Annotated in this window: 22 protein-coding genes; 7 read left to right on the forward strand and 15 right to left on the reverse strand. The window is 72.0% G+C overall.

The annotated features are described in order from the left end of the window. Positions 1 to 237: 237 nt before the first annotated feature. Positions 238 to 852 carry a YceI family protein gene (locus OG906_RS11175; protein WP_329442183.1) on the forward strand — a complete coding sequence of 205 codons (615 nt, stop codon included), beginning with the start codon at positions 238 to 240 and terminating at the stop codon, positions 850 to 852. 60 nt (positions 853 to 912) lie between these two features. On the opposite strand, the gene OG906_RS11180 is transcribed toward OG906_RS11175, so the two are convergent. The 6 genes from OG906_RS11180 to ureA form a co-directional block, all read right to left on the reverse strand. Continuing rightward, a complete protein-coding gene (locus tag OG906_RS11180; RefSeq protein WP_329442185.1) occupies positions 913 to 2,256 on the reverse strand; it encodes a hypothetical protein in 1,344 nt (447 codons plus the stop codon). Between the two features lie 130 nt (positions 2,257 to 2,386). After that, positions 2,387 to 4,015 carry a citramalate synthase gene (cimA, locus tag OG906_RS11185; protein WP_329442187.1) on the reverse strand — a complete coding sequence of 543 codons (1,629 nt, stop codon included), beginning with the start codon at positions 4,013 to 4,015 and terminating at the stop codon, positions 2,387 to 2,389. A 281-nt stretch (positions 4,016 to 4,296) separates the two neighbouring features. Next, positions 4,297 to 4,905: a TetR/AcrR family transcriptional regulator gene (locus tag OG906_RS11190; RefSeq protein ID WP_267803212.1), complete on the reverse strand. Its 609-nt coding sequence runs from the start codon at positions 4,903 to 4,905 to the stop codon at positions 4,297 to 4,299. Between the two features lie 30 nt (positions 4,906 to 4,935). Next, the gene (locus tag OG906_RS11195) at positions 4,936 to 5,982 is read right to left on the reverse strand and encodes an agmatine deiminase family protein (RefSeq protein WP_329442191.1); all 1,047 of its coding nucleotides are present in this window, start codon (positions 5,980 to 5,982) and stop codon (positions 4,936 to 4,938) included. A gap of 17 nt (positions 5,983 to 5,999) precedes the next feature. Next, positions 6,000 to 7,733, reverse strand: a complete 1,734-nt coding sequence (locus tag OG906_RS11200) for an urease subunit alpha (protein ID WP_267801803.1) — start codon at positions 7,731 to 7,733, stop codon at positions 6,000 to 6,002. Next, positions 7,730 to 8,500 carry an urease subunit gamma gene (gene ureA / locus OG906_RS11205; protein WP_329442194.1) on the reverse strand — a complete coding sequence of 257 codons (771 nt, stop codon included), beginning with the start codon at positions 8,498 to 8,500 and terminating at the stop codon, positions 7,730 to 7,732. Before ureA ends, OG906_RS11200 begins: the two co-directional genes overlap by 4 nt. A gap of 155 nt (positions 8,501 to 8,655) precedes the next feature. Between ureA and OG906_RS11210 the strand changes: the two genes are divergently transcribed. Continuing rightward, positions 8,656 to 10,086 (forward strand): cytosine permease, encoded by a 1,431-nt coding sequence (locus tag OG906_RS11210; RefSeq protein WP_329442196.1) that lies wholly within the window; start codon positions 8,656 to 8,658, stop codon positions 10,084 to 10,086. A 250-nt stretch (positions 10,087 to 10,336) separates the two neighbouring features. Here the strand turns inward: OG906_RS11210 and OG906_RS11215 are convergent, their stop codons facing one another. The 4 genes from OG906_RS11215 to OG906_RS11230 form a co-directional block, all read right to left on the reverse strand. Beyond that, positions 10,337 to 11,422, reverse strand: a complete 1,086-nt coding sequence (locus tag OG906_RS11215; RefSeq protein ID WP_329442199.1) for a branched-chain amino acid aminotransferase — start codon at positions 11,420 to 11,422, stop codon at positions 10,337 to 10,339. Between the two features lie 230 nt (positions 11,423 to 11,652). After that, positions 11,653 to 12,693, reverse strand: a complete 1,041-nt coding sequence (locus OG906_RS11220) for a 3-isopropylmalate dehydrogenase (protein WP_329442201.1) — start codon at positions 12,691 to 12,693, stop codon at positions 11,653 to 11,655. Between the two features lie 126 nt (positions 12,694 to 12,819). Further along, on the reverse strand, positions 12,820 to 12,951 hold the full coding sequence (locus OG906_RS11225) for a hypothetical protein (protein WP_266950054.1): 132 nt from the start codon (positions 12,949 to 12,951) through the stop codon (positions 12,820 to 12,822). Between the two features lie 270 nt (positions 12,952 to 13,221). Further along, a complete protein-coding gene (locus OG906_RS11230; protein WP_329442204.1) occupies positions 13,222 to 14,103 on the reverse strand; it encodes a LysR family transcriptional regulator in 882 nt (293 codons plus the stop codon). A 101-nt stretch (positions 14,104 to 14,204) separates the two neighbouring features. Here OG906_RS11230 and OG906_RS11235 point away from each other — a divergent pair, with 101 nt between their 5' ends. Both OG906_RS11235 and OG906_RS11240 read left to right on the forward strand, forming a co-directional pair. Further along, positions 14,205 to 15,218, forward strand: coding sequence for an NADP-dependent oxidoreductase (locus tag OG906_RS11235; RefSeq protein ID WP_329442206.1), 1,014 nt, complete (start codon positions 14,205 to 14,207; stop codon positions 15,216 to 15,218). A gap of 119 nt (positions 15,219 to 15,337) precedes the next feature. Then, on the forward strand, positions 15,338 to 17,365 hold the full coding sequence (locus tag OG906_RS11240; RefSeq protein WP_329442208.1) for a phosphocholine-specific phospholipase C: 2,028 nt from the start codon (positions 15,338 to 15,340) through the stop codon (positions 17,363 to 17,365). A gap of 88 nt (positions 17,366 to 17,453) precedes the next feature. Here the strand turns inward: OG906_RS11240 and OG906_RS11245 are convergent, their stop codons facing one another. Then, the gene (locus tag OG906_RS11245; RefSeq protein ID WP_329442210.1) at positions 17,454 to 18,008 is read right to left on the reverse strand and encodes a GNAT family N-acetyltransferase; all 555 of its coding nucleotides are present in this window, start codon (positions 18,006 to 18,008) and stop codon (positions 17,454 to 17,456) included. Then, positions 18,005 to 18,736: a tyrosine-protein phosphatase gene (locus OG906_RS11250; RefSeq protein WP_267828342.1), complete on the reverse strand. Its 732-nt coding sequence runs from the start codon at positions 18,734 to 18,736 to the stop codon at positions 18,005 to 18,007. Before OG906_RS11250 ends, OG906_RS11245 begins: the two co-directional genes overlap by 4 nt. Before the next feature lie 81 nt (positions 18,737 to 18,817). Here OG906_RS11250 and OG906_RS11255 point away from each other — a divergent pair, with 81 nt between their 5' ends. Next, positions 18,818 to 19,519: a nitroreductase family protein gene (locus OG906_RS11255; protein WP_329442212.1), complete on the forward strand. Its 702-nt coding sequence runs from the start codon at positions 18,818 to 18,820 to the stop codon at positions 19,517 to 19,519. Positions 19,520 to 19,600: 81 nt separating this feature from the next. Here the strand turns inward: OG906_RS11255 and pruA are convergent, their stop codons facing one another. After that, complete coding sequence (gene pruA / locus OG906_RS11260; RefSeq protein WP_267828343.1) at positions 19,601 to 21,232, reverse strand: L-glutamate gamma-semialdehyde dehydrogenase; 1,632 nt, start codon at positions 21,230 to 21,232, stop codon at positions 19,601 to 19,603. 44 nt (positions 21,233 to 21,276) lie between these two features. Next, complete coding sequence (locus OG906_RS11265; protein WP_267801823.1) at positions 21,277 to 22,203, reverse strand: proline dehydrogenase family protein; 927 nt, start codon at positions 22,201 to 22,203, stop codon at positions 21,277 to 21,279. 198 nt (positions 22,204 to 22,401) lie between these two features. Here OG906_RS11265 and OG906_RS11270 point away from each other — a divergent pair, with 198 nt between their 5' ends. After that, complete coding sequence (locus OG906_RS11270; protein WP_329442216.1) at positions 22,402 to 23,832, forward strand: PucR family transcriptional regulator; 1,431 nt, start codon at positions 22,402 to 22,404, stop codon at positions 23,830 to 23,832. 40 nt (positions 23,833 to 23,872) lie between these two features. Here the strand turns inward: OG906_RS11270 and OG906_RS11275 are convergent, their stop codons facing one another. Beyond that, entirely contained in the window at positions 23,873 to 24,529 is a 657-nt protein-coding gene (locus tag OG906_RS11275) for a TetR/AcrR family transcriptional regulator (protein WP_329442218.1), read from the reverse strand. A gap of 90 nt (positions 24,530 to 24,619) precedes the next feature. Here OG906_RS11275 and OG906_RS11280 point away from each other — a divergent pair, with 90 nt between their 5' ends. Further along, positions 24,620 to 26,182 (forward strand): MFS transporter, encoded by a 1,563-nt coding sequence (locus OG906_RS11280; protein WP_329442220.1) that lies wholly within the window; start codon positions 24,620 to 24,622, stop codon positions 26,180 to 26,182. Positions 26,183 to 26,187 lie beyond the last annotated feature (5 nt).

Raw genomic sequence — 26,187 nt, forward strand, 5'->3', positions numbered from 1 at the left:
AAAACCCTCCGTTGGTTCCGCACAGTCTCCGGAGTCATCCGCTGTGAGGCCCGGACAGAACCGCCGAACGATGCAAGGACTCCACCAGGCGGGGCGGCAAGCCTTTGTGGGGATTCCACAAAATCGGATGACACCCCTCCAGGAAGTTGAAATTTGAACGGAATGGGCCTAGCGTCAATCTCGTTGAACGTTAAACAACCCGGTGCGGGAGATCCGCACCCCACCAAGGAGGAAGTCATGGGTCTCTTCACCCGCCGCAGCCAGGACAACACCGCCGCATCCTCGGTCGCCACCCTCCCGGTGGACCCGGCGCTCGCCGCCCTCACCGGCGACTACGTCATCGACCCCGCGCACAGCAGCATCGGCTTCACCGTCCGGCACGCGATGGTCACCAACGTCCGCGGCTCCTTCGCCGACCACGAGGGCAGCCTGCACTTGGACGGCGCCGACCCCTCCCGCTCCACCGCCGCCATCGACGTGAAGATCACCTCCGTCGACACCGGCATCGCCGACCGCGACGGCCACCTGCGCGGCGGCGACTTCTTCGACGCCGAGACCTTCCCGCTGATGACGTTCCGGTCCACCGGCGCCGCCCAGCTGGGCGGGGACGCGTACCGGATCACCGGCGACCTGACGATCAAGGACGTCACGCGACCGCTCTCCATCGACCTGGAGTTCAACGGCTCCGCCACCGACGTCTACGGCAACGAGCGCGTCGGCTTCGAGGGCTCCGCCGAGATCCTGCGCTCCGACTGGAGCCTGACCTGGAACGCCGCCCTGGAGACCGGCGGTGTGATGGTCAGCGACAAGGTCAAGCTGACCTTCGACATCTCCGCCATCAAGCAGGCCTGACCCCGCCCCGCACGGGGACGGGGCCGGGAAGAGGGGACGGACGCGCGGTTCCGGGGGTGGCTAGAAGCCGCCCCCGCCGTCGAAGCCACCGCCTCCGTCGAAACCGCCACCGCCGCCGAAGTCCCCGCCGCCGAAGTCGGACGGGTTGAAGTCGGCGCCGGAGACGTCTCCCCCGTCGTAGCCGCCGCCCGCACCGCCGAAGTCCGCGGCGTAGGCCGGGGTCGACATCATCGAACCGAGCATCGTGCCCATCAACAGGCCCGGCAGCATGCCGCCGCCGAAGTACCCGCCGGCCCAGGGGCCGTACGCCGGACCCGCGTCGTAGTAGGGGCGCGGCCCGCGCTCCGTGTCGACGGTGCGGACCGCCGGGTCCAGTCCGTCGCGCAGCCGCACGGCGTCCGCCTCGCAGACCGGCACGGTACGGGCCGCCCCGCCCGGCGGGGCCCAGTTCGCGTCCTGCGTGCTCGGCCCGTGGCGCGGGTCGAAGAAGCAGGGCGAGCGGCGCTCGGGCACCGGCCCGCCCTGCCGGCGCGCGTCCAGGCAGGCGAGCGCGTACCGCCCGTCCTCCAGCGCCTGGGTCACGCCCTGCACCTCGTCGGGGCGCTGGACCGAGGCCATGATCAGCTTGGCCTTCTCGTAGGAGTCCAGGCCCTGTTCGTAGTCCTTGCGCATCGCGTCGTCCGCACCGGGCTCGCCGGGGTGGAAGTCGAGCCGCTCCAGCTCCTCGCCGAAGGCCGTGATGTCCTCGTCGACGACCACGCCGAGGCGGGCGATGGCCTCGCGCCGCTCCTCTTCCTTCTTCTTCCGGTTGCGGCGGACCAGCGCGTAGGCGCCGCCACCGCCGACCACGGCCACCGCGCCGAGGGCGATCAGCCCGCCGACCGGGGCGCCGTCGGCCGCGGCCGCGCCGCCCCAGGAGGCGGGGGCGTTCCCCTTGACCTGGGTGAGCGCCTGGTCGACGAAGTCGTTCAGCTGGGTGTTCGCGTCCACCGGCCCGCCGACCTTCACGGACGAGGTGAGGTTCTGGACGGCGTTCCTCGGCATCACCCGCGGGTCGGCGCCGGCGTCGAAGCCCTCGCCGAGCCGGACCGCGTAGAGCCCGGTGATCCCGGTCTGGGCACGAACGGCGGAGAGCAGGCCCCGCTCGGGGAACGTCTCGCCGGCGGGGAGGACGGCGACGAAGACCGGCTTGCCGGCGTCCTTGATCTTCTTGGTGAGGGCGTCCGCCTGCGCGGGCGAGAGCTGGGCCCGCGCGCCGGGATCGACGTAGACCGGGCCCTTCTTGAGGGCCTCCCCGACGGCACTGACCCCGGTGGCGGCCGACGCCTGCGGGGCGACCACGAGGGCCGTCGCGGACAGGGCCAGCAGCAGACCGGAAAACACGGAAACGAGCCTGGTCCTCATGGTCACGACGCTACCGGAATCGCCACTTTTCCGTGTGAGCGGGACATAAGTACCGGTCGGACGCGCGCAGCGGCCACGCACGCCGACGCCGCCCGGGTCCGGGGCGTCCGGACCCGGGCGGGCGGGGCGGCTACTCGGCCGGTTCGATGCCCGCGCGCAGCAGGCCGTAGGTGAAGGCGTCCTCCAGGGCCTGCCAGGACGCGGCGATGACGTTCGTGCCGACACCGACCGTGGACCACTCGCCGGCGCCGTCCGTCGTGGCGATCAGCACGCGGGTGGTGGAGTCGGTGCCGTGCTTGCCCTCCAGGATGCGGACCTTGTAGTCGATCAGCTCGAACTTGGCCAGCTGCGGGTAGAACGGCTCCAGCGCCACGCGCAGGGCCCGGTCCAGCGCGTTGACCGGGCCGTTGCCCTCCGCCGTCGCGACGATCCGCTCGCCCTTGGCCCACAGCTTGACCGTGGCCTCGTTGGCGTGGGTGCCGTCCGGGCGGTCCTCGACGATCGCCCGCCAGGACTCGATCCGGAAGTACTTGCGCGCCCGGCCCTCGGCCTCGGCCCGCAGCAGCAGCTCGAAGGAGGCGTCGGCGGCCTCGTAGGTGTAGCCCTGGAGCTCCCGCTCCTTGACCCGCTCCACGACCCGGGAGATCAGCGCGCGGTCGCCGCCGAGGTCGACGCCGAGTTCCTTGCCCTTGAGCTCGATGGAGGCGCGGCCCGCCATGTCGGAGACCAGCATCCGCATGGTGTTGCCGACCCGCTCGGGGTCGATGTGCTGGTAGAGGTCGGGGTCGACCTTGATGGCCGAGGCGTGCAGGCCGGCCTTGTGCGCGAAGGCCGAGACGCCCACGTACGGCTGGTGCGTGGACGGGGTGAGGTTGACGACCTCGGCGATGGCGTGGGAGATCCGGGTCATCTCGGCGAGCGCGCCGGCGGGGAGCACCGTACGCCCGTACTTGATCTCCAGGGCGCCGACGACCGGGAAGAGGTTGGCGTTGCCGACGCGCTCGCCGTAGCCGTTGGCGGTGCACTGGACGTGGGTGGCGCCCGCGTCGACGGCGGCCAGGGTGTTGGCGACGGCGCAGCCGGTGTCGTCCTGGGCGTGGATGCCCAGGCGGGCCCCGGTGTCGGCGAGGACGGTCGCGACGGTGGCGGACACCTGCGCGGGCAGCATGCCGCCGTTGGTGTCGCAGAGGATGACGACGTCGGCGCCGGCCTCGTGGGCGGTGCGGACGACCGCCTTGGCGTACTCGGGGTTGGCGCGGTAGCCGTCGAAGAAGTGCTCGCAGTCGACGAAGACCCGGCGCCCCTGCTCGACGAGGTGGGAGACGGTGTCCCGGACCATCTCCAGGTTCTCTTCGAGGGTGGTGCGCAGGGCGAGCTCGACGTGCCGGTCGTGGGATTTGGCGACCAGGGTGATCACCGGGGCGCCGGACTCCAGCAGGGCCCGCACCTGGGGGTCCGCGGCGGCGGAGCCGCCGGCCCGGCGGGTGGCGCCGAAGGCCACGAGGCGGGCGTGCTTGAAGTCGATCTCGGCAAGGGCGCGGGCGAAGAACTCGGTGTCGCGGGGGTTGGCGCCGGGCCAGCCGCCCTCGATGAAGCCCACTCCGAAGTCGTCCAGGTGCCGCGCGATGGTCAGCTTGTCCGCGACCGTGAGGTTGATGCCCTCACGCTGGGCGCCGTCGCGCAGGGTCGTGTCGAAGACGTGGAAGCTGTCGTCGGGGCCCGCCGGCGCAGTCGGCTCGGTCGCCTCTGTCGTCGTCATGCTGGTCTGACTCCTGTCGGATGAGTGGTTCCGGAGACCGGGGATCCACTGCCCCCATCATCGCGCGCCGCCCGCTCCCGGCAGGAATGGAGCCGGGAAACGAAAAGACCCCTCGCGGGTGCGAGAGGTCTGCGCGCGGGTCTGGGGCACTGTGGCCGCCGTCCCGTGGGTTGTCCACGGCTCAACGGTCACTGCGGACCGGCGCGCTGCTGTCCATAATCATGAGCTGAGCAGGCACGTCCGCAGTGTGTCACAAGGGCCCGCGCCCGTGGACGGACGTCTCACGATACGAGCGCCTCGTCCAGGAACTCGGTGACGTGTTCCAGGATGTCGCCCCGCCCTATCCCGGGCAGGCCGACGGCGACCTGGATGCTGAACCCGTCGAGCAGTGCCCTGATGCGGGCGGCGAACCGGTCGGCGTCCACCGCGCGGAACTCGCCGCGCGAGATGCCCTCGGCGAGCAGCGCGACCAGGTCCCGGTGCCAGGCCCCCTCGATGGCGGCCTGGCGCTCGCGTTCCTGCGGGCCGGCGTTCTGCGAGCGGTTCCAGACCTCCAGCCACAGGGTCCAGTGCGGGTCCCGCGCGGCTTCGGGCACGTACAGGTCGACATACGCCTGCACCCGTTCGCGCACCGGGCCGCGGCGGGACAGCAGGGCCCGGCGTTCGGCGCCGAGCGAGGCCTCGCTCCACTCCAGGGTCTGCAGCAGGAGTTCGTCCTTGCTGCCGAAGTAGTAGAGGAGGTGGCCGCTGCTCATGCCCACCTGGCGGCCGAGTCCGGCCATGGTGAGGCCTTCGAGGCCGCGTTCGGCGATCGTGGCCATGGCGGCGACGAGTACGTCCTCGCGCGGAGGCGCGTTCTTGCGCGCCGCCCGTACTCCACCCGCCACCATGGACCACTCCTCGAAACCGTGCGCCGCGGGTCAGACCTTCGGCTGTTGCTGGGTGATGCAGTGGATACCGCCACCCCCGGCGAAAATCGTACGTGCGTCAACCAGTGTCACGGTCCGCTCGGGGAACAGACCCCGGAAGATCTCCGCGGCTTCCTCGTCGCGCGGGTCGTCGAAGGAGCAGAGCACCACGCCGTCGTTGCAGAGGTAGTGGTTGATGTACGAGTAGTCGACCCACTCGCCGTCCTCCTGCAGCACGGTCGGCGCCGGGATCTCCACGACCTCCAGCAGCCGGCCCCGCGCGTCGGTGGACGCGCGCAGGAGGGCGGCGATGGTCTTGCCGCGCTCGTGGTCGGGGTGGGCCGGGTCGGGCTGGCTGTGGACCATGACCACGCCGGGGCGGGCGAAGGCGGCGACGATGTCCACGTGACCCTGGGTGCCGTAGGTGCCGTAGTCGCCGGCCAGGCCGTAGGGCAGCCAGATCGCCTTGGTCGTGCCGAGGTGGGCGTGGATCTCCTCCTCCACCTGCCGGCGGTTCCAGTCGGGGTTGCGTCCGGCGCCGAGCTGCACGGTGTCGGTGAGCAGTACGGTGCCCTCGCCGTCCACGTGGATGGCGCCGCCCTCGTTGACCAGCGGGGTGCTGTAGGTGCGGGTGCCGGCCAGGTCGGAGACGTGGCGGGCGATCTTCTCGTCGTGGCCCCAGCGGGCCCACTCCTGGGCGCCCCAGCCGTTGAAGGTCCAGTCGACGGCGGCGAGCCCGCCGGCGCCGTCGGTGACGAAGGTCGGGCCGATGTCCCGCATCCAGGCGTCGTCCAGCTCGCGCTCGACCAGCTCGACGTCGTCGCCGACGATCGCGCGGGCGCCCTGCGCGTCGCCCGGGGAGACGACGAGGGTCACCGGCTCGTACGCGCGCACGGCGCGGGCGACGGCTCCCCAGGCCTCGCGGGCCTCGGCGAGCTCCCTCTCGTCGGTGAAGGTCGGGTTGGGGCTCGGCCAGGCCATCCAGGTGCGCTCGTGGGGGGTCCACTCGGCGGGCATCCGGAATCCGTGGGCGGCGGGCTTGTCGGCAGCGTCAGTCATGGCGGGTCCTTACGGGCTTACAGGAAGTACAGGCGGTTGAGGGAGACCGAATCGGCCGCTTCGGAACGCAGGGGCTCTCCGTCGAGGGAGACGAGTCCGCTGCGCGCGTCCACATCGACCGCGCCCACCCGGGAGTTGAGCAGGAGGTCCCGGGGGCCGATGCCGCGGGTGCCGCGGACGGCCACCCGGCGGCGGCGGGTCGGCATCTCGTCGGAGCCGAGCGCGGCGGCCGCCGCCGACACGAAGGCGACGGAGATGTCGGCCGCGGTGGCTCCGTACGAGCCGAACTGTGGTCCGAGGACGAGCGGTTCGCAGGTGTCGGTGGCCGCGTTGGGGTCGCCGGTGACGCCGTACGCGGGGAAGCCGGACTTGAGGACCAGTTGCGGCTTGGCGCCGAAGAACTGGGGGCGCCACAGCACGATGTCGGCGAGTTTGCCGACCTCGATGGAGCCGATCTCGTGGGCCAGGCCGTGGGCGATGGCCGGGTTGATGGTCAGCTTGGCCATGTAGCGCAGGACGCGGGCATTGTCGTCGCCCTCGCCGTCGCCGTCGAGCGGGCCCAGTTCGCCCTTCATCTTCGCGGCCATGGCGAAGGTGCGCCGGATGGTCTCGCCCGCGCGGCCCATGCCCTGGGCGTCGGAGGAGGTGATGCCGATCGCGCCCAGGTCGTGCAGCACGTCCTCGGCGCCCATGGTGCCCGCGCGGATCCGGTCGCGGGCCATGGCCGCGTCGCCGGGGAGGTCGGGCTTGAGGTCGTGGACGGAGACGATCATGCCGTAGTGCTCGGCGACGGCGTCCCGGCCGAAGGGCAGGGTCGGGTTGGTGGAGGAGCCGATGACGTTCGGCACGCCGGCCATCTTGAGCACGTTGGGCACGTGTCCGCCGCCGCAGCCCTCGATGTGGAAGGCGTGGATGGTGCGACCGTCCAGGACGCGCAGGGTGTCCTCGACGGAGAGGCACTCGTTCAGGCCGTCGCTGTGCAGGGCGACCTGGACGTCGTACTCCTCGGCGACCCGCAGGGCGGTGTCCAGGGCGCGGGTGTGGGCGCCCATGTCCTCGTGGACCTTGAAGCCACTGGCGCCGCCCTCGGCGAGGGCCTCGACCAGCGGGGCGGCGTCCGAGGAGGAGCCGCGGGCGAGGAAGCCGATGTTGACGGGCCAGGCGTCGAAGGCGTTGAAGGCGTGCTTGAGCGCCCAGGGGGAGTTGACGCCCACGCCCCAGACCGGGCCGAACTCCTGGCCGATGATCGTGGTGACGCCCGCAGCGAGCGAGGCCTCCATGATGCGCGGGGAGAGCAGGTGGACGTGGGTGTCCACGGCTCCGGCGGTGGCGATCATGCCCTCGCCGGACACGATCGAGGTGCCGGTGCCGACGACCACGTCGACCCCGTCGAGGGTGTCGGGGTTGCCGGCGCGGCCGATCGCGTGGATGCGGCCCTCGCGGATGCCGATGGAGACCTTGCGGATGCCGAGGACGGCGTCGATGACCAGCACGTTGCTGATCACGACGTCGCAGGTCTCGCGGACGGCGGCGGCCTTGAGGTGCAGGCCGTCGCGGGCGGTCTTGCCGAAGCCGGCCAGGAACTCGTCGCCGGGCTTCTGCGCGTCGTGCTCGACGCGGACGGTCAGCCCGGAGTCGCCGAGGCGTACCCGGTCGCCGGCGCGGGGGCCGAAGACGGAGGCGTACTCGTGCGGGTCGATGTGGCGGCTGCCCGGCGCGCAGTGGTCGCTGTGCGGGGTCTGGCGGCTCATGCGGGGTCACCTTCCGGGTGGTCGTCGCCGCGTTCGGGGGCGCCGGGCCCCGGTGTGTCGGCCGGGGACGCCGGGGCGGCGGTCCCGCCGGCGCCGAGGTAGCCGCAGGCGACGGCGCGGCGCAGGGCCTCGTCCTTGGCTCCGGGGGCGTCGAGGGGGCCGTCGACCAGCCCGGCGAAACCGACGGCCACGCGGGCGCCGCCGATGGGGACCAGCCCGACCTCGCCCTCGCCGTGCGGGTCGAACCGTACGGAGGAGCCCGCGGGTACGCACAGCCGCATGCCGTAGGCCGCCGCGCGGTCGAAGTCGAGGCGCGGGTTGGCCTCGAAGAAGTGGAAGTGGGAGGTCACGCTGATCGGCACGGCGGCGGTGTTGCGCACGTGCAGGTGGACCGTGGGTTCCGGCTGGGGGGCGCCGGGGCCGGGCACGACCGCGCCGGGGGCGTCGTCGCCGAGGGGGACGGCGCCGCGGATGGGTGCCGAGACCACCGCGAGGCGGGAGCCGTCGTCGAAGACGGCTTCCACGTGCACCTCGGTGACCACGTCCGCGACGCCGGGCAGCACGTCGCCGGGGCCCAGCACGCTGCGGGCCTCCTCGATGGCCTCCGCCAGCCGCCTGCCGTCGCGGGCGGCCTCGCAGACCGTGTCCGCGATGAGCGCCGTGGCCTCGGGGACGTTGAGGCGCAGGCCCCGGGCCCGTCGGGCCCTGGCCAGTTCCGCGGCACTGCGGAGCAGCAGCCGGTCGCGCTCGGTTGGGGTCAGCCGCACGCCGATCCACCACCTTCGGAGTCAATGGGTTAGAGCATCACTCTAACTCTTCATTTCCCGGCAGTGAAGCATTGACCGGAGAGCAGGGACTGAGTCACATTGAATGTCGCTCAAACATTTGCGAACCACCCCCCGCCCTGCCAAGGGAGTTCCCCATGCCCATCGAACAGCGCGGAGTCGACACCATCCCGGAGGAGGAGCGGACGAGCGGTCCCCGCGACCTGATCTCGATCCTCCTCGGCTCCAACCTCTGCCTCGGTGTGATCGTCTTCGGCTGGTTGCCCCCGTCCTTCGGACTGGGGCTGTGGCCCTCGGTGACCGCGATCGTGACCGGCACCGTCGTCGGGATCGCCTTCACCGCCCCGCTGGCGCTGGTCTCCCTGCGCACCGCCACCAACCTGTCCACCTCCAGCGGGGCCCAGTTCGGCGTGCGCGGTCGGCTGGTCGGGTCCGTGGTGGGCCTGCTGCTCTCCCTCGGCTACACGGCGCTGACCCTGTGGATCGGCGGCGACGTGATGGTCGGCGCCCTGTCCCGACTGACCGGGCTGCCGGACACCGGTGTCTCGCGCGCGGTGATGTACGGCGCACTGGCCGCCTGTACCGTCGTCGCGGCCGTGTTCGGCTACCGGCTCCTGCTGCGGATGAGCAAGATCCTTTCCGTCGGCATGGTGGTGCTGCTCGCCGTCGGCGTCTTCGCGTACGCCCCCGATTTCACCGCCGCCGCGCCGCCGGAGACCGCCTACCTCCTCGGCTCCTTCTGGCCGACCTGGCTGCTCGCCGCCGTCGCCGCCGGCCTCAGCGGCCCCGTCGCCTTCATCACCCTGCTCGGCGACTACACCCGCTACATCTCCCCCGCCCGGCACGACTCCCGCAAGGTGCTCCGGTCCACCGCGCTCGGGCTCCTGGTGGGCCTGCTGGTCCCGCAGCTCTTCGGCACGTACACCGCCCTCGCCGCGCGGGCCGGCGGCGAGTACGCCGGCCCGCTGGTCGACGCCTCGCCGTTCTGGTACCTGGTCCCGCTGCTCGTCGCCGCCGCCGCGGGTTCCGTGGGCAACGCCGGGCTGATGCTCTACTCCATGGGCCTCGACCTGGACGCGATCGTGCCCCGGGCCACCCGTACGACCGCCACCCTGGTCGCGGCCGCCGTGGCCACCGCCTTCGTGTTCGTCGGCTCCTTCGAGTGGGACGTCCAGTCCGCGATGACCTCGTTCGTGCTGCTGCTCACCGCGCTCGGCACCCCCTGGGCGGTGATCACCCTGATCGGCTACGCGCGCTGTCGCGGCACGTACGACGCCGACGCCCTCCAGGTGTTCAACCGTCGCTCGGTGGGCGGGATCTACTGGTACCGGGGCGGTTGGAACCCGGCCGCCACCGCCTCGTGGGCGATCGGCGCGGGCGTCGGCCTGCTCGCCGTCGCCACCCCCTTCTACGAGGGTCCGCTGTTGGCCCTGACGGGCGGCGTGGACTGTTCCTTCGTCCTGTCCGGCCTGGTCGGCGGCCTCGCCTACACGGCCCTCACCCGGCGGAAGGCGGCCGTCCCCGCACCGGCCGCCGCCGACGCCGCCGACGAGCCGGTCGCCGCTTAGGCCCCCGGTCCCCCTGTACGGCGAGAGGCCCGCACCCCGGATCCGGGGTGCGGGCCTCTCGCCGTACTTCGTCGAGCGCGGGGGGACTAGGCCGTCTCTTTCGGATCGTGCCGGGGCCGCGGCGCCCGGCACCGCCCCTGGCGGCGTTGTCGGGGCACCCGAGTACGTCCAGTACACGGGCGCCCCTCCGCCTTGCCAGGCACGGCACCGGACGCCGCGACCCCGACCGACAAGATCCGAAAGAGACGACCTAGCCCAGCGGGTGCATCCAGCCGTGGCGGTCGGCGGAGTGGCCGGTCTGGAGGTCGAGGAGCGCCTTGCGGAGCTTCATGGTGACCTCGCCGGGCTCGCCGGTGCCCTGCGTCCAGTTCGCGCGGCCGGACTTGACCGAGCCGACGGGGGTGATGACGGCCGCGGTGCCGCAGGCGAACACCTCGGTCAGGGTGCCGTTCTCGTTGTCGCGCTTCCAGTCCTCGGTGGTGATGCGGCCCTCCTCGGCGGTGTAGCCGAGGTCGCGGGCGATCGTGAGGAGGGAGTCGCGGGTGATGCCGGGCAGCAGCGAGCCGGTGAGCTCGGGGGTGACGATGCGGTCGCCGTACACGAAGTACAGGTTCATCCCGCCCATCTCCTCGATCCAGCGGTGCTCGACGGCGTCCAGCCAGACGACCTGGTCGCAGCCGTGCGAGGCGGCCTCGGCCTGGGCGACGAGGGAGGCCGCGTAGTTGCCGCCGGTCTTCGCCGCGCCGGTGCCGCCCTTGACCGCGCGGACGTAGTCCTCGGACAGCCAGACGGAGACGGGCTTGACGCCACCGGGGAAGTAGGCGCCGGCGGGCGAGGCGATGACCATGAAGAGGAACTCGTTGGCCGGGCGGACGCCCAGACCGACCTCGGACGCGAACATGAACGGACGCAGGTACAGCGAGGCCTCGCCGGAGTCCGGGACCCAGGCGCGGTCCTGCTTGATGAGCGCGTCGCAGGCGGCGATGAACAGCTCCGAGGGCAGCTCGGGCATCGCCATGCGGCGGGCCGAGGCCTGGAAGCGGTCGGCGTTGGCCTCGGGGCGGAAGGTGGCGACGGTGCCGTCGGGCTGCTTGTAGGCCTTGAGTCCCTCGAAGATGGTCTGCGCGTAGTGCAGGGTCATGTTCGCCGGGTCCATCGACAGCGGCGCGTACGGGACCAGCTCGGCGTCGTGCCAGCCGCGACCCTCGGTCCACTTGATCGTCACCATGTGGTCGGTGAAGTGGCGGCCGAAGCCGGGGCTGGCCAGGATCGCCTCGCGCTCCGCGTCGGACAGCGGGTTCGAGGAGGGCTTGAGCTCGATCGGGGGCGTCGTCATGAGTGCTTGTCCTTCACCGGTTTTGTAGGGCGGACCGCGCTCACGGCGTACTAGGACGTCCGAGCATCCCCGCATTCCGCGGCCTCGCGTTCGATTATCGCGCGCAGGGAGGCTTCGGTGAAACAGGGAGTTTGCGGCCCAGGGGAGATGGTGGCACCCGGGGCCGCACAGGAAAAGCCGCCGGGTGCGGTGGTCGCGACCCGGCGGCTTCCTGAGACGGGGTTGCCGGGTCAGCCGGCTACTCGCGCGGCGAGGGCGTCGCCGATCGCCTCGATGGAGCGGAAGGTGCCGTCGCGCTCGGCCAGGTCGGCGGAGACGGCGTCCTCGATGCGGGCGGCCTCGGCCTCGTGGCCGAGGTGGCGCAGCAGGAGGGCGACCGAGAGGATCGTCGCGGTCGGGTCCGCCTTGCCGGTGCCCGCGATGTCCGGGGCCGAGCCGTGGACGGGCTCGAACATGGACGGGAAGGCGCCGGTCGGGTTGATGTTCCCGGAGGCGGCCAGGCCGATTCCGCCGGTGACGGCGGCGGCCAGGTCGGTGAGGATGTCACCGAAGAGGTTGTCCGTGACGATGACGTCGAACCGATCGGGCTGCGTGACGAAGAAGATCGTCGCGGCGTCGACGTGCAGGTAGTCGGTGGTGACCTCGGGGTACTCCTGGCCGACCTTGTCGAAGATGTTCTTCCACAGGTGACCCGCGTACACGAGGACGTTGTTCTTGTGGACCAGCGTCAGCTTCTTGCGGGCGCGGGCGTCGGCCCGCGCGTAGGCGTCACGGACCACGCGCTCGACGCCGTACGCGGTGTTGAGGCTGACCTCGGTCGCCACCTCCGCGGGGGTGCCGGTGCGCAGCGAGCCGCCGTTGCCGGTGTACGGGCCCTCGGTGCCCTCGCGGACCACGACGAAGTCGATCTCCGGGCGGCCGGCGAGCGGGGTGGCCGTGTTGGGGAAGAGCTTCGACGGGCGCAGGTTGACGAAGTGGTCGAAGGCGAAGCGGAGCTTGAGCAGCAGACCGCGTTCCAGGACGCCGGACGGGACCGAGGGGTCGCCGATGGCGCCCAGCAGGATCGCGTCGTGGTGCTTCAGCGCTTCGAGTTCCGCGTCCGGGAGGGTCTCACCGGTGCGGTGCCAGCGCCGGGCGCCGAGGTCGTACTCCTTGGTCTCCAGCTTCACATCCTGAGGCAGGACCGCGGTCAGGACCTTGAGGCCCTGAGCCACGACTTCCTGGCCGATGCCATCACCGGGGATCACTGCGAGATTGATGCTGGTCGACATGGGAAAACCGTACTCCCTGTCCCAGCCCTCAGACATATTGCGTCCACCATGTGGACGATGGTGAACGCAACATGTCCCGGGCCCGGGCGTGTCCGGAGGGCCGCCCGCGAGGGGCGGCCGGTGGGCTCAGTGGCCGGTCGAGCCGCCGTTGTCGCGGCGGTCCAGGGCGCGCTGGAGGGCGGCGGCGGCGTTCTTGCGGTCCGCCTCGGCCTGGGAGGAGTGGCGGACGCGGCGGACTGCGGGGGTGTGACGGGTCATGGTGATCGACTCCTTGAGATCACGGCGTGGCGGGGCCACGGATGAGGGGTTCCTTCAAGGCGCCGGAAGAGGCGGGGAGCGGTGCGCCGCAGGGGTTGCCTGCCAGGGGCGCGCGCTCTCGACCGCCATTCGCCGGATCGGCGAGACGTTCGGCTCCTACAAAGCTAGGCCAGGTCCCGCTGTATGTCTCCGCAATTACTCGGACTTCCTACTATCTGAGACGGCAATCCCCCGGAAAGACCCCCGGACGGGCCGCCCCGAGGGTCCGTTTCACCCCTTGTTCGCGCGAAGTTCCCTGATCAGGGACCTGACGGCGAGAGTGGAGGCGGATTCCGCCGTCGTGACGTATCCCACCCGTCTCATGGGCCGTTCGGGGCCCAGATCGGTGATCTCGACGGCGTCCGTGGCCTCGCCCAGCGACAGTTCGGGCAGGATCGCCATCCCCAGCCCCCTGCCGACCATCGTCAGCACCATCGCGTCGTCCTCGGCCTTGACGGTGGCCCGCGGGATCCAGTCCTGGGCCCGCCACCACGCGCGGGTGTACGAGCCGCAGTTCTCGTCCCAGTCCAGCAGGGGCAGCGACCTCGGGTCCGGGTGGCCGGCGGGGTGGACCAGGGCGTACGCCTCCCGCACCAGTTCACCGGTCAGCAACTCGGGCCGGGCGTCCGCCCCCGCGCCCAGGGTGGCGATGCCCAGGTCGGCGCGCCCGGCCAGCACCTCCCCCGCCGCCCCCGCGCCGATCTCGCGCACCACCCGCACCTCGGGCCGGATGTCGGGGTGCAGGGCCGCCAGGCGCTCCAGCGCGGGCGGCAGCAGGTGCAGGGCCGCGCTGCGGAAGGCGGCGATGCGCAGCGTCCCCTCCACCGCGCCCCGGCCGGCGCCGCGGGCCTCCGCGCCCAGCACCTCGTACAGCCGCAGGATGCGCCGGGCGAGGGCGACGGCCCGCTCCCCCGCCGGGGTCGGCGAGGCTCCCGATCGTCCGCGCTCGAACAGCACCGCGCCCACCTTGGTCTCGCTGCCGCGCACCGAGTGCGAGACGGCGGACTGGCCGATCCCCAGGGCGGCGGCCGCGGCGGAGAAGCCGCCGGTGTCTGCGACGGCGACCAGGACGCGCAGTTCCCGGGGGGCGAGTTCGGTCGAGCCGGCGGCCATGGGTGCTCCCACCTCGTCGTATGAGCGCCATTCATGGATGTGCGCCTTCCATGAGCGCAACCCCCTGCCCGGGCCCGGGATTCCTTCCTAGCGTGATCGCCATGACCACCGACACGGCCTTCGCCGTCCACCAGATCGCCCGCCCCTCCGGCTTCCCGACGGCCGCCGCGTTCACCCTCGCGGAGGGCCCCGTCCCCTCCCCCGCACCCGGCACCGCCCTGGTGGAGAACCTATTGCTCTCGGTGGACCCGTACCACCGGGGCCTGATGGACGGCGGGGAGGGCGGCTTCGAGCTGAACGCCCCGTTGGAGGGCCGTGCGGTGGGTCGGGTGATCGCCTCGCGGGATCCCGGGCTGGCCGAGGGCGACCTGGTCTTCCACCGGGCGGGTTGGCGCACGCACGCCCTCGTCACCCTCGGTGTGGACGGCACCCGTACGCTGCGCGGCCACGAGGGCGTCCCACTGGAGGCGTACCTGAGCATCCTCGGCGGCACCGGACTGACCGCGTACGCGGCGCTCACCCGCACCGCGGCGCTGCGCGAGGGGGAGGACCTGTTCGTGTCCGCCGCCGCGGGCGGGGTCGGCACCGCGACCGGGCACATCGCCCGGCTGCTCGGCGCCCGGCGGATCGTGGGCAGCGCGGGCTCGCCCGCCAAGGTGCGCCGGCTCACCGAGGTGCTGGGTTTCGACGCGGCCTTCGACTACCACGACGGCCCGGTCGGCGAGCAGTTGGCGAAGGCGGCCCCGGACGGGATCGACGTGTACGTGGACAACGTGGGCGGCGACCACCTGGAGGGTGCGATCGGCGCGCTGCGCGAGTACGGGCGGATCGCGTGGGTCGGGGGGATCTCGATGTACAACGGCGACCGGTCGCCCGCCGCTCCCCGCAATCTCTTCGAGGTCGTACACAAGTCGCTCCGCCTGGAAGGGGTATTGGTTCGCCATCACACCAATCTGCAGGAGGAGCTGGAGGACTTCCTGGTCCCGCACCTGCGCAGTGGTCGGGTGAGCACCGACACCACCGTTGTCCAGGGCATCGACCGGACGGTGGACGCTTTCCTGGGGGTGCTGCGCGGGGACAATCTGGGCAAGATGCTGGTCCGGCTCGGGGACTGATTCCGGCCACCCGGAAGTTCACCGAACTCTTACCGCACGGATGTAGACCTTTGGCGCGGGTCCGGCCACCCTTGCGCTCAATGTGCCGACGGGGCACGCGAGTTGGAGGCGAGCAGTCAGTGACACCGATCAGCCGCAGGGGTTTCGTGGGCATCGGCGCCGGACTGGTGGCGGGCGCCGGCCTGCCCGCGGTCACCGCGACCTCGGCGGCCGCGGCCGCCGCGACCGGCACGATCACCGACGTGAAGCACGTGGTGATCCTCATGCAGGAGAACCGCAGCTTCGATCACTACTTCGGCAGGCTGAAGGGCGTCCGCGGCTTCGGCGACCGTGCCGCCGGGAACCTCCCGGGCGGCTGGGGCATGTTCAACCAGCCGAACTGGGGCGGCCGTCAGTACCCGTGGAAACTCAGCGCCACCCCGCCGGCGGGCGGGGTGGACGGCGCGACCCTCGCCCAGTGCACCGGCGACCTCCCGCACAGTTGGACCTCGCAGCACGCGGCCTGGAACAAGGGCCGGATGGACAACTTCGTCACCGGTGTCGGCAACACCCGCACCCTCGGTCACCTCGACCGGGGTGACATTCCCTTCCACTACGGGCTCGCCGACCACTACACGGTCTGCGACGCGTACTTCTGCTCCGCCCTCAGCGCCACCGGCCCCAACCGCACCTTCCTGTGGAGCGGCAAGGTCGACGCGAGCAGCAAGGACGGCGGCGACGAGTCCGGGCTGACCTGGGAGACGTACGCGGAGGCGCTCCAGCGGGCCGGGATGAGCTGGAAGGTCTACCAGAACGCCCAGGACAACTACGGGGACAACGGCCTCGCCTACTTCAAAAAGTTCACCGACGCGGCCCCCGGCAACCCGCTGTGGGACCGCGGCATGGGCTCCGTCCCCAAGATCACCGGCTCCACCCCGGACGACATCGCGGCCGCGATCCGCGCCGACGTCGTCGCCGGGACCCTCCCGCAGGTGTCCTGGGTCGTGGCGAGCGAGGCCTTCTCCGAGCACCCGTACGCGCCGCCCGGTGACGGCGCGCACTTCGTGGACCTGGTCTACCGGGCCCTCGCCGCGAACCCGGAGGTCTTCGACTCCACCGTCCTCTTCCTCAACTACGACGAGAACGACGGGTTCTTCGACCACGTGCCGCCGCCCGTCGCACCGCCCGGCACGCCCGACGAGTACCTCGACGGCCTCCCGATCGGGCTGGGCTTCCGCGTCCCGATGCTCGTGATGTCCCCGTGGACCCGGGGCGGCTGGGTCAGCTCCGAGGTCTTCGACCACACCTCGGTGCTGCGGTTCATGGAGACCTGGACGACGGCCCTCGGCACCCCCGCGACCTGTCCGAACATCAGCGCCTGGCGCCGCAGGGTGGTGGGCGACCTGACCGGCGTCTTCGACTTCGCGCACCCCGTCCACGGCGTTCCCTCCGGCCTGCCCTCGACCGCGAAGGTCATCGGCCAGGCCACCTGCGCCCCGCTGCCCAACCCCGCCCCGCAGGACAACGCGCTCCCGACGCAGGAGCCCGGCACCCGCCCGGCGCGCGCCCTGCCGTACCAGGTGAACGGCAACCTGGACCGCTTCGAGTTCGGGGCCGCCGGGAAGATCCTGGCCTGGTTCTCGATGTCCAACCTGGGCGCGCACGCGAAGCGGCCCGCGCACTTCTCGATCCACCCGCACCAGCACCGGGACACGACGCCCTGGCAGTACACGGTGGACGCGGGCGCCACCTCGACGGACTACTTCAGCGTCGGCCTCGGCAGCGGCTCCGGGAAGTACGACATCTCGATGCACGGGCCGAACCGTTTCCTGCGCCGCTTCATCGGCGACGCGTCGAAGGCGGGCAAGGCGATCGAGGTCGCGGCGCGCTTCGCGGTGGAGCCGGGCACGGGCAAGACGGCCGTGTACTTCAAGATGACCAACACCTCCGCGGCGGCAGTCACCTTCACGATCCGTTCCGACGCCTACCGCACGGACGGCCCGTGGACGTACAAGGTCCCGGCGAACTCCTCGCGCGAGGACTTCTTCAACGCCGTCGCCTACAACGGCGGTTGGTACGACTTCACGATCCTGGCCGACTCCGACGGCACCTGGTCGCGCCGCTACACGGGCCACATCGAGTACGGGTCGCCGAGCGTCTCGGGCTGAGCGGCCCCGACCGACGAGATCCGAAGGAGACGGACTAAGGCCCTGTCGTCAAAGTCTCGCCTGGCCCGCGCCACTTCGACGACAGGACCTAGAGCACGTCCCCGTTGCGCCAGTCGAAGTCGAGCCGCCCGGTGGGGTCCAACAGGGCCCCGCCGGGCGGCGCCCAGAGGTACGTGGAGCCCTCCTCCTCGGCGAGTCGCCGCGGTCCGGCCGGGCCGAGCACGCCGATCCGGCCGCCCCAGACCCGCCAGCCGCGCCCCGCGTACAGGGCGGCGCCGTCGTCGGAGGCGGACAGCGCGCCCAGTTCGTAGGCCCGCCCGATCACACCCTCCAGTTCGGCCATGACCCGCCCGGCGAGACCGCGGCGGCGCCGGTCGGAGCGTACGGCGACCGCCTCGACGTACCCGGTCCGCAGGGCCCGGCCGGCGTGCACGACCCGGCGTTGCACCACACTGCCGTGCGCGACCAGCCCGCTGTCCTCCCGCACCAGCACGTGCATCCCGCCGAGCGCGTGCTCGAAGTCCTCGTCGGCGAAGTCCCCGTCGAACGCGTCGTCCAGCAGCGCGCGGATCTCGCCGAACTCCGTCGTGCCCAGTTCGCCGGTGTGCCGCAGGAGGGTGCCGTCACTCGTGTTCGCCGTCATCCGGCGACGGTACCAACGCCCCGGAGCCGACCGGTGAGCCTCTCCAGCGTGCCCGCGTCGAGTCCGGCGTCGAGCAGGTAGGCCCGTGCGTCCAACCGTTCGGCGGTCTGCCGGGCCAGCGCGTGGACGGTCGTGCCGAGCCCGGCGACGTACGTCTCGATCTCCGCGTCGTCGTACGGTCGGCCCCGCGCGGCGTACCCGGCCCGTACCCGGGACTCGCTCAGCCCGTGGTCGACGGCGATCTCCCGCGGGCTCGCCCCGGCGAGCCGGAGCAGGACGAGGGCGATGATCCCGGTGCGGTCCCGGCCCAGACCGCAGTGGAAGGCCACCCCGCCGGGCGGGGCGTCGGCGATCGCACGGGCCACGGCGGCGACGCGGTCGGGGAATCGCTCCAGGAAAGGCTGGAAATACGCGGGGGTGCCGAAACCGGGGGTCCCCCACCACACGTCCCAGAAGTCCCGGTGTTCGAGCCCGTCCAGGGGTATCCGCACCGTGGTCAGGAGGTCGGGACGGGGTGCGCGGTCCCCTTCCACCTCGTCGTCATTGCGCAGGTCGACGACGGTCCGCACGCCGTGGGCGACGACGGTGGTCCAGCCCTGCCCGGTGAGCCGGTCGAGCCGGTCCGCGCGCACGGCCGCCCCCGGCACGACCTGCCCCACACCTCCCAGGTCACGCGCGTTGAAACACCCGTCCCACTCCAGAAATCGACCGGCCTGCGCCATGTTCATAGCCCCCCTGTCAGTACACATCGGACAGTGACTGATGACGCGACCCTGGCGGCGGGCGGTTCCGCGCGTGAAGATCTGCCCATGTCGCCTGAGACCCAGCAGTGGACCCCCACCCATGGCCGGCCCTACCGGCCCGTCCCCTACCGACCCGCGCGCATGCCGGGCCCGGAATCCCTCGCGCGCGCGGCCGAGTTGAGGGCCCGGATGGACGAGCGGCGCACCGTCCGTCACTTCTCCACCGACCCGGTGCCCGAGCAGGTCGTCCGGGACGCGATCGCCTGCGCCGCCACGGCCCCGTCGGGTGCGCACCAGCAGCCCTGGACGTTCGTCCTGGTCAAGGACCCCGAGATCCGCCAGCAGATCCGCGCGGCCGCCGAGCAGGAGGAGCAGATCTCCTACGACGGCCGGCTCGGCGACGAATGGCTCGCCGCGCTGCGTCCCCTCGGCACCGACGCGGTCAAGAACCACCTGACCGACGCTCCGGCCCTGATCGTGGTCTTCCAGCAGCGGTACTGGCTGGGGCCCGACGGTACGAAGCGCAAGCACTACTACGTGGACGAGTCGGTCGGCATCGCCGTCGGCATGCTCCTGTCCGCCCTCCACCTGAGCGGGCTCGCCGCGCTGATCCACACGCCGAGCCCGATGCGGTTCCTGGGGCACGTCCTGAACCGCCCGGAGAACGAGAAGGCCTTCGCGGTCATCCCCGTCGGCTACCCGGCCGACGACTGCGAGGTCCCGGACCTGCTGCGCAAGTCCCTGGACCAGGTCATCGTCGAGGTCTGAGAACGGTCCCGCAACCGTGACCGCCCCCGCTCCGGACTTGGGGGTACCGGAGCGGGGGCGGGGTTCGGCAGGGCAGGGAGGTCAGCCCATGTGCGGGTACGCGTAGTCGGTCGGCGGGACCAGGGTCTCCTTGATGGAGCGGGTCGAGGTCCAGCGCAGCAGGTTGGAGGCCGCGCCCGCCTTGTCGTTCGTGCCGGACGCGCGGCCGCCGCCGAAGGGCTGCTGGCCGACGACGGCGCCGGTCGACTTGTCGTTGATGTAGAAGTTGCCCGCCGCGAAGCGGAGCTTCTCCATCGCGTCGGCCGCCGCGTAGCGGTCCTGGGCGATGACGGCGCCGGTCAGCGCGTACGCGGACACCGACTCCATCTGCTCCAGCATCGCGTCGAAGTCCGCGTCCTCGTAGACGTGCACGGCGAGGATCGGGCCGAAGTACTCGGTCGTGAAGACCTCGTTCTCCGGGTCGGTGCAGGCGATGACGGTCGGGCGGACGAAGTAGCCCTCCGAGTCGTCGTAGCTGCCGCCGGCGACGATCGTGCAGGTCGGGTCGGCCTTGGCGCGGTCGATCGCGGCCTTGTTCTTCGCGAACGAACGCTCGTCGATGACGGCGCCGACGAAGTTCGACAGGTCGCGGACGTCACCCATGGTGATGCCGTCGACCTCGGCCGCGAAGGCCTCCTTGAAGCCGTCGTTCCAGATCGACGCCGGGACGTAGGCGCGCGAGGAGGCCGAGCACTTCTGGCCCTGGTACTCGAAGGAGCCGCGGGTCAGGGCGGTCTTCAGGATGTCGCGGTCCGCGGACGGGTGGGCGACGACGAAGTCCTTGCCACCGGTCTCGCCGACCAGGCGCGGGTAGGACTTGTACTTCTCGATGTTGTTGCCGACGGTCTTCCACAGGTGCTGGAAGGTCTTGGTCGAGCCGGTGAAGTGGATGCCGGCCAGCTCGGGGTGGTTCAGGGCCACCTCGGAGACGGCGATGCCGTCACCGGTCACCAGGTTGATGACGCCCTTGGGCAGACCGGCCGCCTCCAGGACCTCCATCAGCAGGACCGCGGAGTGCGTCTGCGTCGGGGACGGCTTCCACACGACCACGTTGCCCATCAGGGCCGGGGCGGTCGGCAGGTTGCCGGCGATGGCCGTGAAGTTGAACGGCGTGATCGCGTAGACGAAGCCCTCCAGCGGGCGGTGGTCGCTGCGGTTCCACACGCCGGCGCTGTTCGCGGCGGGCTGCTCGGCCAGGATCTGGCGGGCGAAGTGGACGTTGAAGCGCCAGAAGTCGACGAGCTCGCAGGGGGTGTCGATCTCCGCCTGCTGGGCGGTCTTCGACTGGCCCAGCATGGTCGAGGCGGCCAGCTTCTCGCGCCACGGGCCGGCGAGCAGCTCGGCGGCGCGCAGGATGATCGCGGCGCGGTCGTCGAAGTCCATCGCGCGCCAGGCCGGGGCGGCGGCCAGGGCCGCGTCGACGGCGGCCTGGGCGTCGGCCTCGGTGGCGTTCGCGTAGGTGCCGATGACCGACTTGTGGTCGTGCGGCTGGACGACGTCGAAGCGCTCGCCGCCACCCATCCGCTTGACGCCGTCGATCGTCATGGGGAGGTCGATCGGGTTCTCTGACAGCTGCTTGAGCTGGATTTCGAGACGTGCGCGCTCCGGGCTGCCGGGGGCGTACGAGTGGACCGGCTCGTTGACCGGCGCGGGGACCTGGGTCACAGCATCCATGGGTCTGGCAACTCCTTGAGCTAGTTCTGAACCTGGTTCTGGACCTAGTTCTTGGTGATCATCGAGCGGAGGAAGAAGAGGAGGTTGGCCGGCTTCTCCGCGAGGCGGCGCATGAAGTAGCCGTACCAGTCGGTCCCGTACGCGGTGTAGACGCGCATCCGGTGTCCCTCGGCGGCCAGCCGCAGGTGCTCGTCGCTGCGGATCCCGTACAGCATCTGGAACTCGTACTCGTCGGGCTTGCGGCCGGCCTTGCGGGCCAGTTCCTGGGCGATGGCGATCAGGCGCGGATCGTGGGACCCGATCATCGGGTACCCCTCGCCCTCCATCAGGATGCGCATGATGCGGACGTACGCCTTGTCGATCTCGGCCTTGTCCTGGTACGCGACCTCGGCGGGCTCCTTGTAGGCGCCCTTCACGATCCGGACGCGGCTGCCGGCCTCGGCGAGCCGGCGGGCGTCGGCCTCGGTGCGGAAGAGGTAGGCCTGGATCACGCAGCCGGTCTGCGGGAAGTCCCGGCGCAGCTCCTCGTGGATGGCGAACATCGAGTCGAGGGTGGTGTGGTCCTCGGCGTCCAGGGTGACGGTGGTGCCGATGGCCGCGGCGGCCTCGACGACCGGGCGCACGTTGGCGAGGGCCAGCTCGTGGCCGCCTTCGAGGGCCTGGCCGAACATCGAGAGCTTGACCGACATCTCGACGGTCTCCCCCAGGCCCAGCTCGGCCAGCCGCCCGATCAGTTCGAGGTAGGCGTCGCGCGCGGCGTGGGACTGCTCCACGGCGGTGATGTCCTCGCCGACCACGTCGAGGGTGACTTCGAGGCCCTTGCGCGTGAGGTCCTCGACGATCGGGATGACCTGGCCGACCGTCTCACCGGGGATGAACCGGTTCACCACGGGCTTGGTCACCGGGGCGGCGGAGACGATTCGGCGCAGCTTGTCGCTGCGGGAAGCGGCGAGGATCGCGGGACCCAGCACGGGGCACCTCCAACGGGTGGCAGAAGCAGATTCACGATCTCGCGCCGGCATGGCGTGGACGTAAGAGAAACGCATGTAAAACCACCGTGAAACCTAAGGATCTCCACGATCCTCTGCCATCGACAGCTGTCACGCATCCGTTGTCGACATCTCATACATCTGTCTGAAGAACCGTTCCGCGGGTGGGAGAATGGCCGGGTGAAGGGCGATTACCAGGACCTGGTGGACGAGATCTCGGCGCTGCTCGGCGCCCCCGCGACCCTGGAGAACCGGGACTTCCGCCTCATCGCGTTCGGCGCGCACGACGGCGACGACGACGCGGCCATGGACCCGGTCCGCACCCGCTCGATCCTGACGAGGCAGTCGACGGCTGCCGTCCGGTCCTGGTTCGAGGGCTTCGGCATCGCCCGCGCCACCGGCCCGGTACGCATCCCGGCCGCCCCCGATGCCGGTGTCGTCCGGGGGCGGCTCTGTCTGCCGGTGCGCTACCGGGGAATCGTCCAGGGGTACGTGTGGCTCCTCGACCCGGAGTCGGGACCCGACGCGGGGCCCGGTCCGGCGGCGCTCGCCGCCGCCATGGAGGTCGCCGAGCGGGTGGGGGTGCTGCTCGCCGAGGAGGCCAAGGCCGGGGCGGACCTGTCGCGGGAGTTCCGCGCGGCGCTCACGGCCGACCGCGGCTGGCAGCGGGACATGGCGCTGACCGCGCTGCGCACGGCCCTGGGAGCCGACGGCGACGGGCTGCACGCGGTGGTGTGCGTGACCCCGTGGCCCGGGGAGGTCCCGGGTTCGGTGCCGGGCGCGGCGGCGGTGTGCGTGGTGCCGTGGCCCTGGCCGGGCCGCGCGAACGGGACGGACCGGGGCGGGCCGGACCGCCCCGGGGCGAACCGCGCCGGGTCGGAGCGGGCCACGTCGGAGCGGGCCACGTCGGGTCGGGCTGCGTCCGGTCGGGCCGCGTCGGCGGGGCGGGCCGCGTCGGGGCGGGCCGGGTCGGGGCGGGCCGCCGATCATCCGGGGGGCCGACCCGACACCCGATCGGGTGACCGTTCCGCCGCCGGGACCGGCGCCGGCGGGTCGGGCGGGGTCGACGGCGACCCGGGCCCCGGTCAGGCGGCTCTGGCGGTCCTGGTCCGACTCCGCTCGGCGGACTCCGTCGCCCCGGTGGAGGCGCTGGCCTCCCGGCTGCTCCCCCGCCCCGCGACGCCGACGGGACCCGTCGCCGCGACCGCCGGCGTCGCCGAGCCCCGGCGCGGGCTGAGCACGCTCGGCGACGCGTGGGCCGAGGCCGCGGCCGCGGCCAGGGCGGCGTCCGCGCAGCCCCGGCTCGGGCAGGTCGCGCGGTGGTCGGCCATCGGACCGTACCGACTGCTGGCCTCGTTGGCTGCGGGCCGGGCGCAAGACCCCTCCACCCGGGTCCTGTTGGACGCCACGCACCGGGAACTGGCCCGTACCGCAGAGGTGTTCCTGGACTGCGCCGGGCAGGCGGGTCGGGCGGCGGCGGCCCTGGGGATCCACCGCCAGACCCTGTACTACCGGTTGGGCCGGGTGGAGCAACTGACGGGCCTCGACCTGGACGAGGGCGAGGACCGGCTGTTGCTGCACATGTCCCTCAAGGCCGCCCGCCTCGACTGACCTGCTCGCCCCGCCCCGCGCGCGGGGCGAGAGGCACGACTCAGGCGGTGGGTTCCGCGGCCGAGGCGTCGACCGCGCCCTCCGCCGGCGCCCCGTCGGCTGGCTTCCCGGGCGCTCCCGCACCCGCCGCCTTCGCCATGAGTCCCGCCGCCCGCCGCATCCCCTCGGTCAGCTGGGCCGGGGTGCCGGCGCTCCCGGCGTCGAACAGCCACTGGATCATGAACCCGTTGAGCAGGGCCTGGTAGAAGGTGCCCAGCGTGCGCAGGTCCTCCTCCTCCAGCCGGTCCTCCGGCACGCCGGTGAACATCGAGACCAGCCCCCGGCGCCCCTCGTCCTGCGACGCCGCGAGCAGTCGGCGCAGCTCCGGGAGCCCGTCCCGGGTCAGCGCGACCTCCAGGCTCGCGGCCCAGATGGGGCCCGACTCCTCGTGCCCGGCGTGCACGCCCTCCCACACCGAGCGGAAGCGGTCGAGCGAGCCGCCCTCCCCCGCGAGGCCGCCGGTGAACGCGTCGCCCCAGTCGGAGATCAACTCGATGAACGCCTGGGTGAGCAGGGCGTCCTTCGAGCCGTAGTGATAGCCGATGGAGGCCAGGTTGGCGCCCGAGGCCTTGACGATGTCACGCGCGGTGGTGCGCACGAACCCCTTCTCGACCAGGCATTCCTTGGCCCCCCGGAGCAGATCTTCGCGATGTCCCATGGCCGACACGGTAGCAAGACAACTGTCCTAGACGGAAGTTCCATACGCTCGTACTAGACAAGCGTTTATGACGCTTGTACATTCCTGCTCATGACGAACCCCGCTGCCTCAGCGCGCCTCGCCGGCCGCCGCGAATGGACCGCCTTCACCGTCCTGCTGCTGCCACTGCTCCTGGTCTCGATGGACGTCTCCGTCCTCTACTTCGCCATCCCCGCCATCACCCGGGAGCTGGACCCGAGCGCCACCCAGCAGCTCTGGATCTTCGACAGCTACGCCTTCGCCCTCTCCGGGCTGCTCATCACGATGGGTTCGCTCGGCGACCGCATCGGCCGCCGCAAACTGCTGCTGATCGGCGCGGCCGCCTTCGGCCTCGCCTCCGTCGGCGCCGCGTACGCGACCAGCGCGGAGATGCTGATCGCCTGCCGGGTGCTGCTCGGCGTCGGCGGTGCGACGCTGATGCCGTCCACCCTGGCCCTCGTACGGAACCTCTTCCAGGACGCCGGGCAGCGCGCCCGGGCCATCGCCGTCTGGTCCGGCGCCATGACCGGCGGCATCGCCCTCGGCTCCGTGATGAGCGGGGTGATGCTGAACCACTTCCACTGGGGTTCGGTGTTCCTGATCAACGTCCCCGCGATGCTGCTCCTGCTGGTCCTGGTCCCGGTGCTGGTACCGGAGTTCAAGGACCCCGCCCCGGGCCGCTTCGACCTGCCGAGCGTCCCGCTGTCGATGGCCGCCGTGCTGCCCCTGGTGTACGGCCTCAAGGAGATCGCCGCCGGGGGCCTCGCACCGCTCCCCGCCGCCTGCGTCGGCGTCGGCCTGGCCTTCGGGTACGTGTTCGTGCGCCGCCAGCGGGGTCGGGACGACGCCATGGTCGGCCGGGCCCTCTTCCGCAACCGGGGCTTCGGCGCGGGCATCGGCCTCCAGACCGTCTCCGCCTTCGCCATGATGGGTTCGGCCTACTTCACCACCCAGTACCTGCAATCGGTCCTCGGCATGGGCACCTTGGAGGCCGCCCTGTGGAGCCTGGCCCCGTCGGTCGCCATCGGCGCGGCCGCCCCCGTGGCCGCGGCCCTCGCCCGCACGGTGGACCGGTCCCTCGTCATCGCGGGCGGCTTCGTCCTCGGCGCCGTCGGGTTCGCCCTGATCGGCGGGGTCGGCACGGACTCCCTGTGGCTGCTCCTCGTCGGCGCCGGGGTGCTGGCCAGTGGGATCGTCGCCGTGATGTCCCTGGTCTCCGACATCGCGCTGGGCGCGGCCCCCGCCGAGAAGGCCGGCTCGGCGGCCTCGCTGCTGGAGACGGGCGCCGAGTTCGGCGGCGCCCTGGGCATGGCCGTCCTGGGCAGTCTCGGCACCGCGGTCTACCGCTCCGACCTGGGGGGCGCCGAGCCCGCCGTCCGGGAGACCCTGGGCGGCGCGGTCGCCACCGCCGGCTCGCTCGGCGGCGAGTCCGGGCAGCGGGTACTGGACCTGGCCCGGGAGGCGTTCGTGCACGGCATGCAGTACGCGGCCTGGGGCGGCGCCGCCCTGCTGCTCGCGGCCGCGGCCCTCGCGCCGGTCCTGCTGCGCGGCATCGGCACCACCGCCGCGACCCCGGCGGAACCGGAGCCCGAGTCGACCGGGGTCGCCGCGGCCCCCGACGCCGTCGCGCGCTGAACGAC

The organism is Streptomyces sp. NBC_01426 (assembly GCF_036231985.1).
In the GTDB taxonomy this organism is placed as follows: domain Bacteria; phylum Actinomycetota; class Actinomycetes; order Streptomycetales; family Streptomycetaceae; genus Streptomyces.

Coding starts and splice junctions, on each gene's coding strand:
- OG906_RS11175 (WP_329442183.1), top strand. CDS start 238: ATGGGTCTCTTCACCCGCCGCAGCCAGGACAACACCGCCGCATCCTCG.
- OG906_RS11180 (WP_329442185.1), bottom strand. CDS start 2,256: ATGAGGACCAGGCTCGTTTCCGTGTTTTCCGGTCTGCTGCTGGCCCTG.
- cimA (WP_329442187.1), bottom strand. CDS start 4,015: ATGACGACGACAGAGGCGACCGAGCCGACTGCGCCGGCGGGCCCCGAC.
- OG906_RS11190 (WP_267803212.1), bottom strand. CDS start 4,905: ATGGTGGCGGGTGGAGTACGGGCGGCGCGCAAGAACGCGCCTCCGCGC.
- OG906_RS11195 (WP_329442191.1), bottom strand. CDS start 5,982: ATGACTGACGCTGCCGACAAGCCCGCCGCCCACGGATTCCGGATGCCC.
- OG906_RS11200 (WP_267801803.1), bottom strand. CDS start 7,733: ATGAGCCGCCAGACCCCGCACAGCGACCACTGCGCGCCGGGCAGCCGC.
- OG906_RS11210 (WP_329442196.1), top strand. CDS start 8,656: ATGCCCATCGAACAGCGCGGAGTCGACACCATCCCGGAGGAGGAGCGG.
- OG906_RS11215 (WP_329442199.1), bottom strand. CDS start 11,422: ATGACGACGCCCCCGATCGAGCTCAAGCCCTCCTCGAACCCGCTGTCC.
- OG906_RS11220 (WP_329442201.1), bottom strand. CDS start 12,693: ATGTCGACCAGCATCAATCTCGCAGTGATCCCCGGTGATGGCATCGGC.
- OG906_RS11225 (WP_266950054.1), bottom strand. CDS start 12,951: ATGACCCGTCACACCCCCGCAGTCCGCCGCGTCCGCCACTCCTCCCAG.
- OG906_RS11230 (WP_329442204.1), bottom strand. CDS start 14,103: ATGGCCGCCGGCTCGACCGAACTCGCCCCCCGGGAACTGCGCGTCCTG.
- OG906_RS11235 (WP_329442206.1), top strand. CDS start 14,205: ATGACCACCGACACGGCCTTCGCCGTCCACCAGATCGCCCGCCCCTCC.
- OG906_RS11245 (WP_329442210.1), bottom strand. CDS start 18,008: ATGACGGCGAACACGAGTGACGGCACCCTCCTGCGGCACACCGGCGAA.
- OG906_RS11250 (WP_267828342.1), bottom strand. CDS start 18,736: ATGAACATGGCGCAGGCCGGTCGATTTCTGGAGTGGGACGGGTGTTTC.
- OG906_RS11255 (WP_329442212.1), top strand. CDS start 18,818: ATGTCGCCTGAGACCCAGCAGTGGACCCCCACCCATGGCCGGCCCTAC.
- pruA (WP_267828343.1), bottom strand. CDS start 21,232: ATGGATGCTGTGACCCAGGTCCCCGCGCCGGTCAACGAGCCGGTCCAC.
- OG906_RS11275 (WP_329442218.1), bottom strand. CDS start 24,529: ATGGGACATCGCGAAGATCTGCTCCGGGGGGCCAAGGAATGCCTGGTC.
- OG906_RS11280 (WP_329442220.1), top strand. CDS start 24,620: ATGACGAACCCCGCTGCCTCAGCGCGCCTCGCCGGCCGCCGCGAATGG.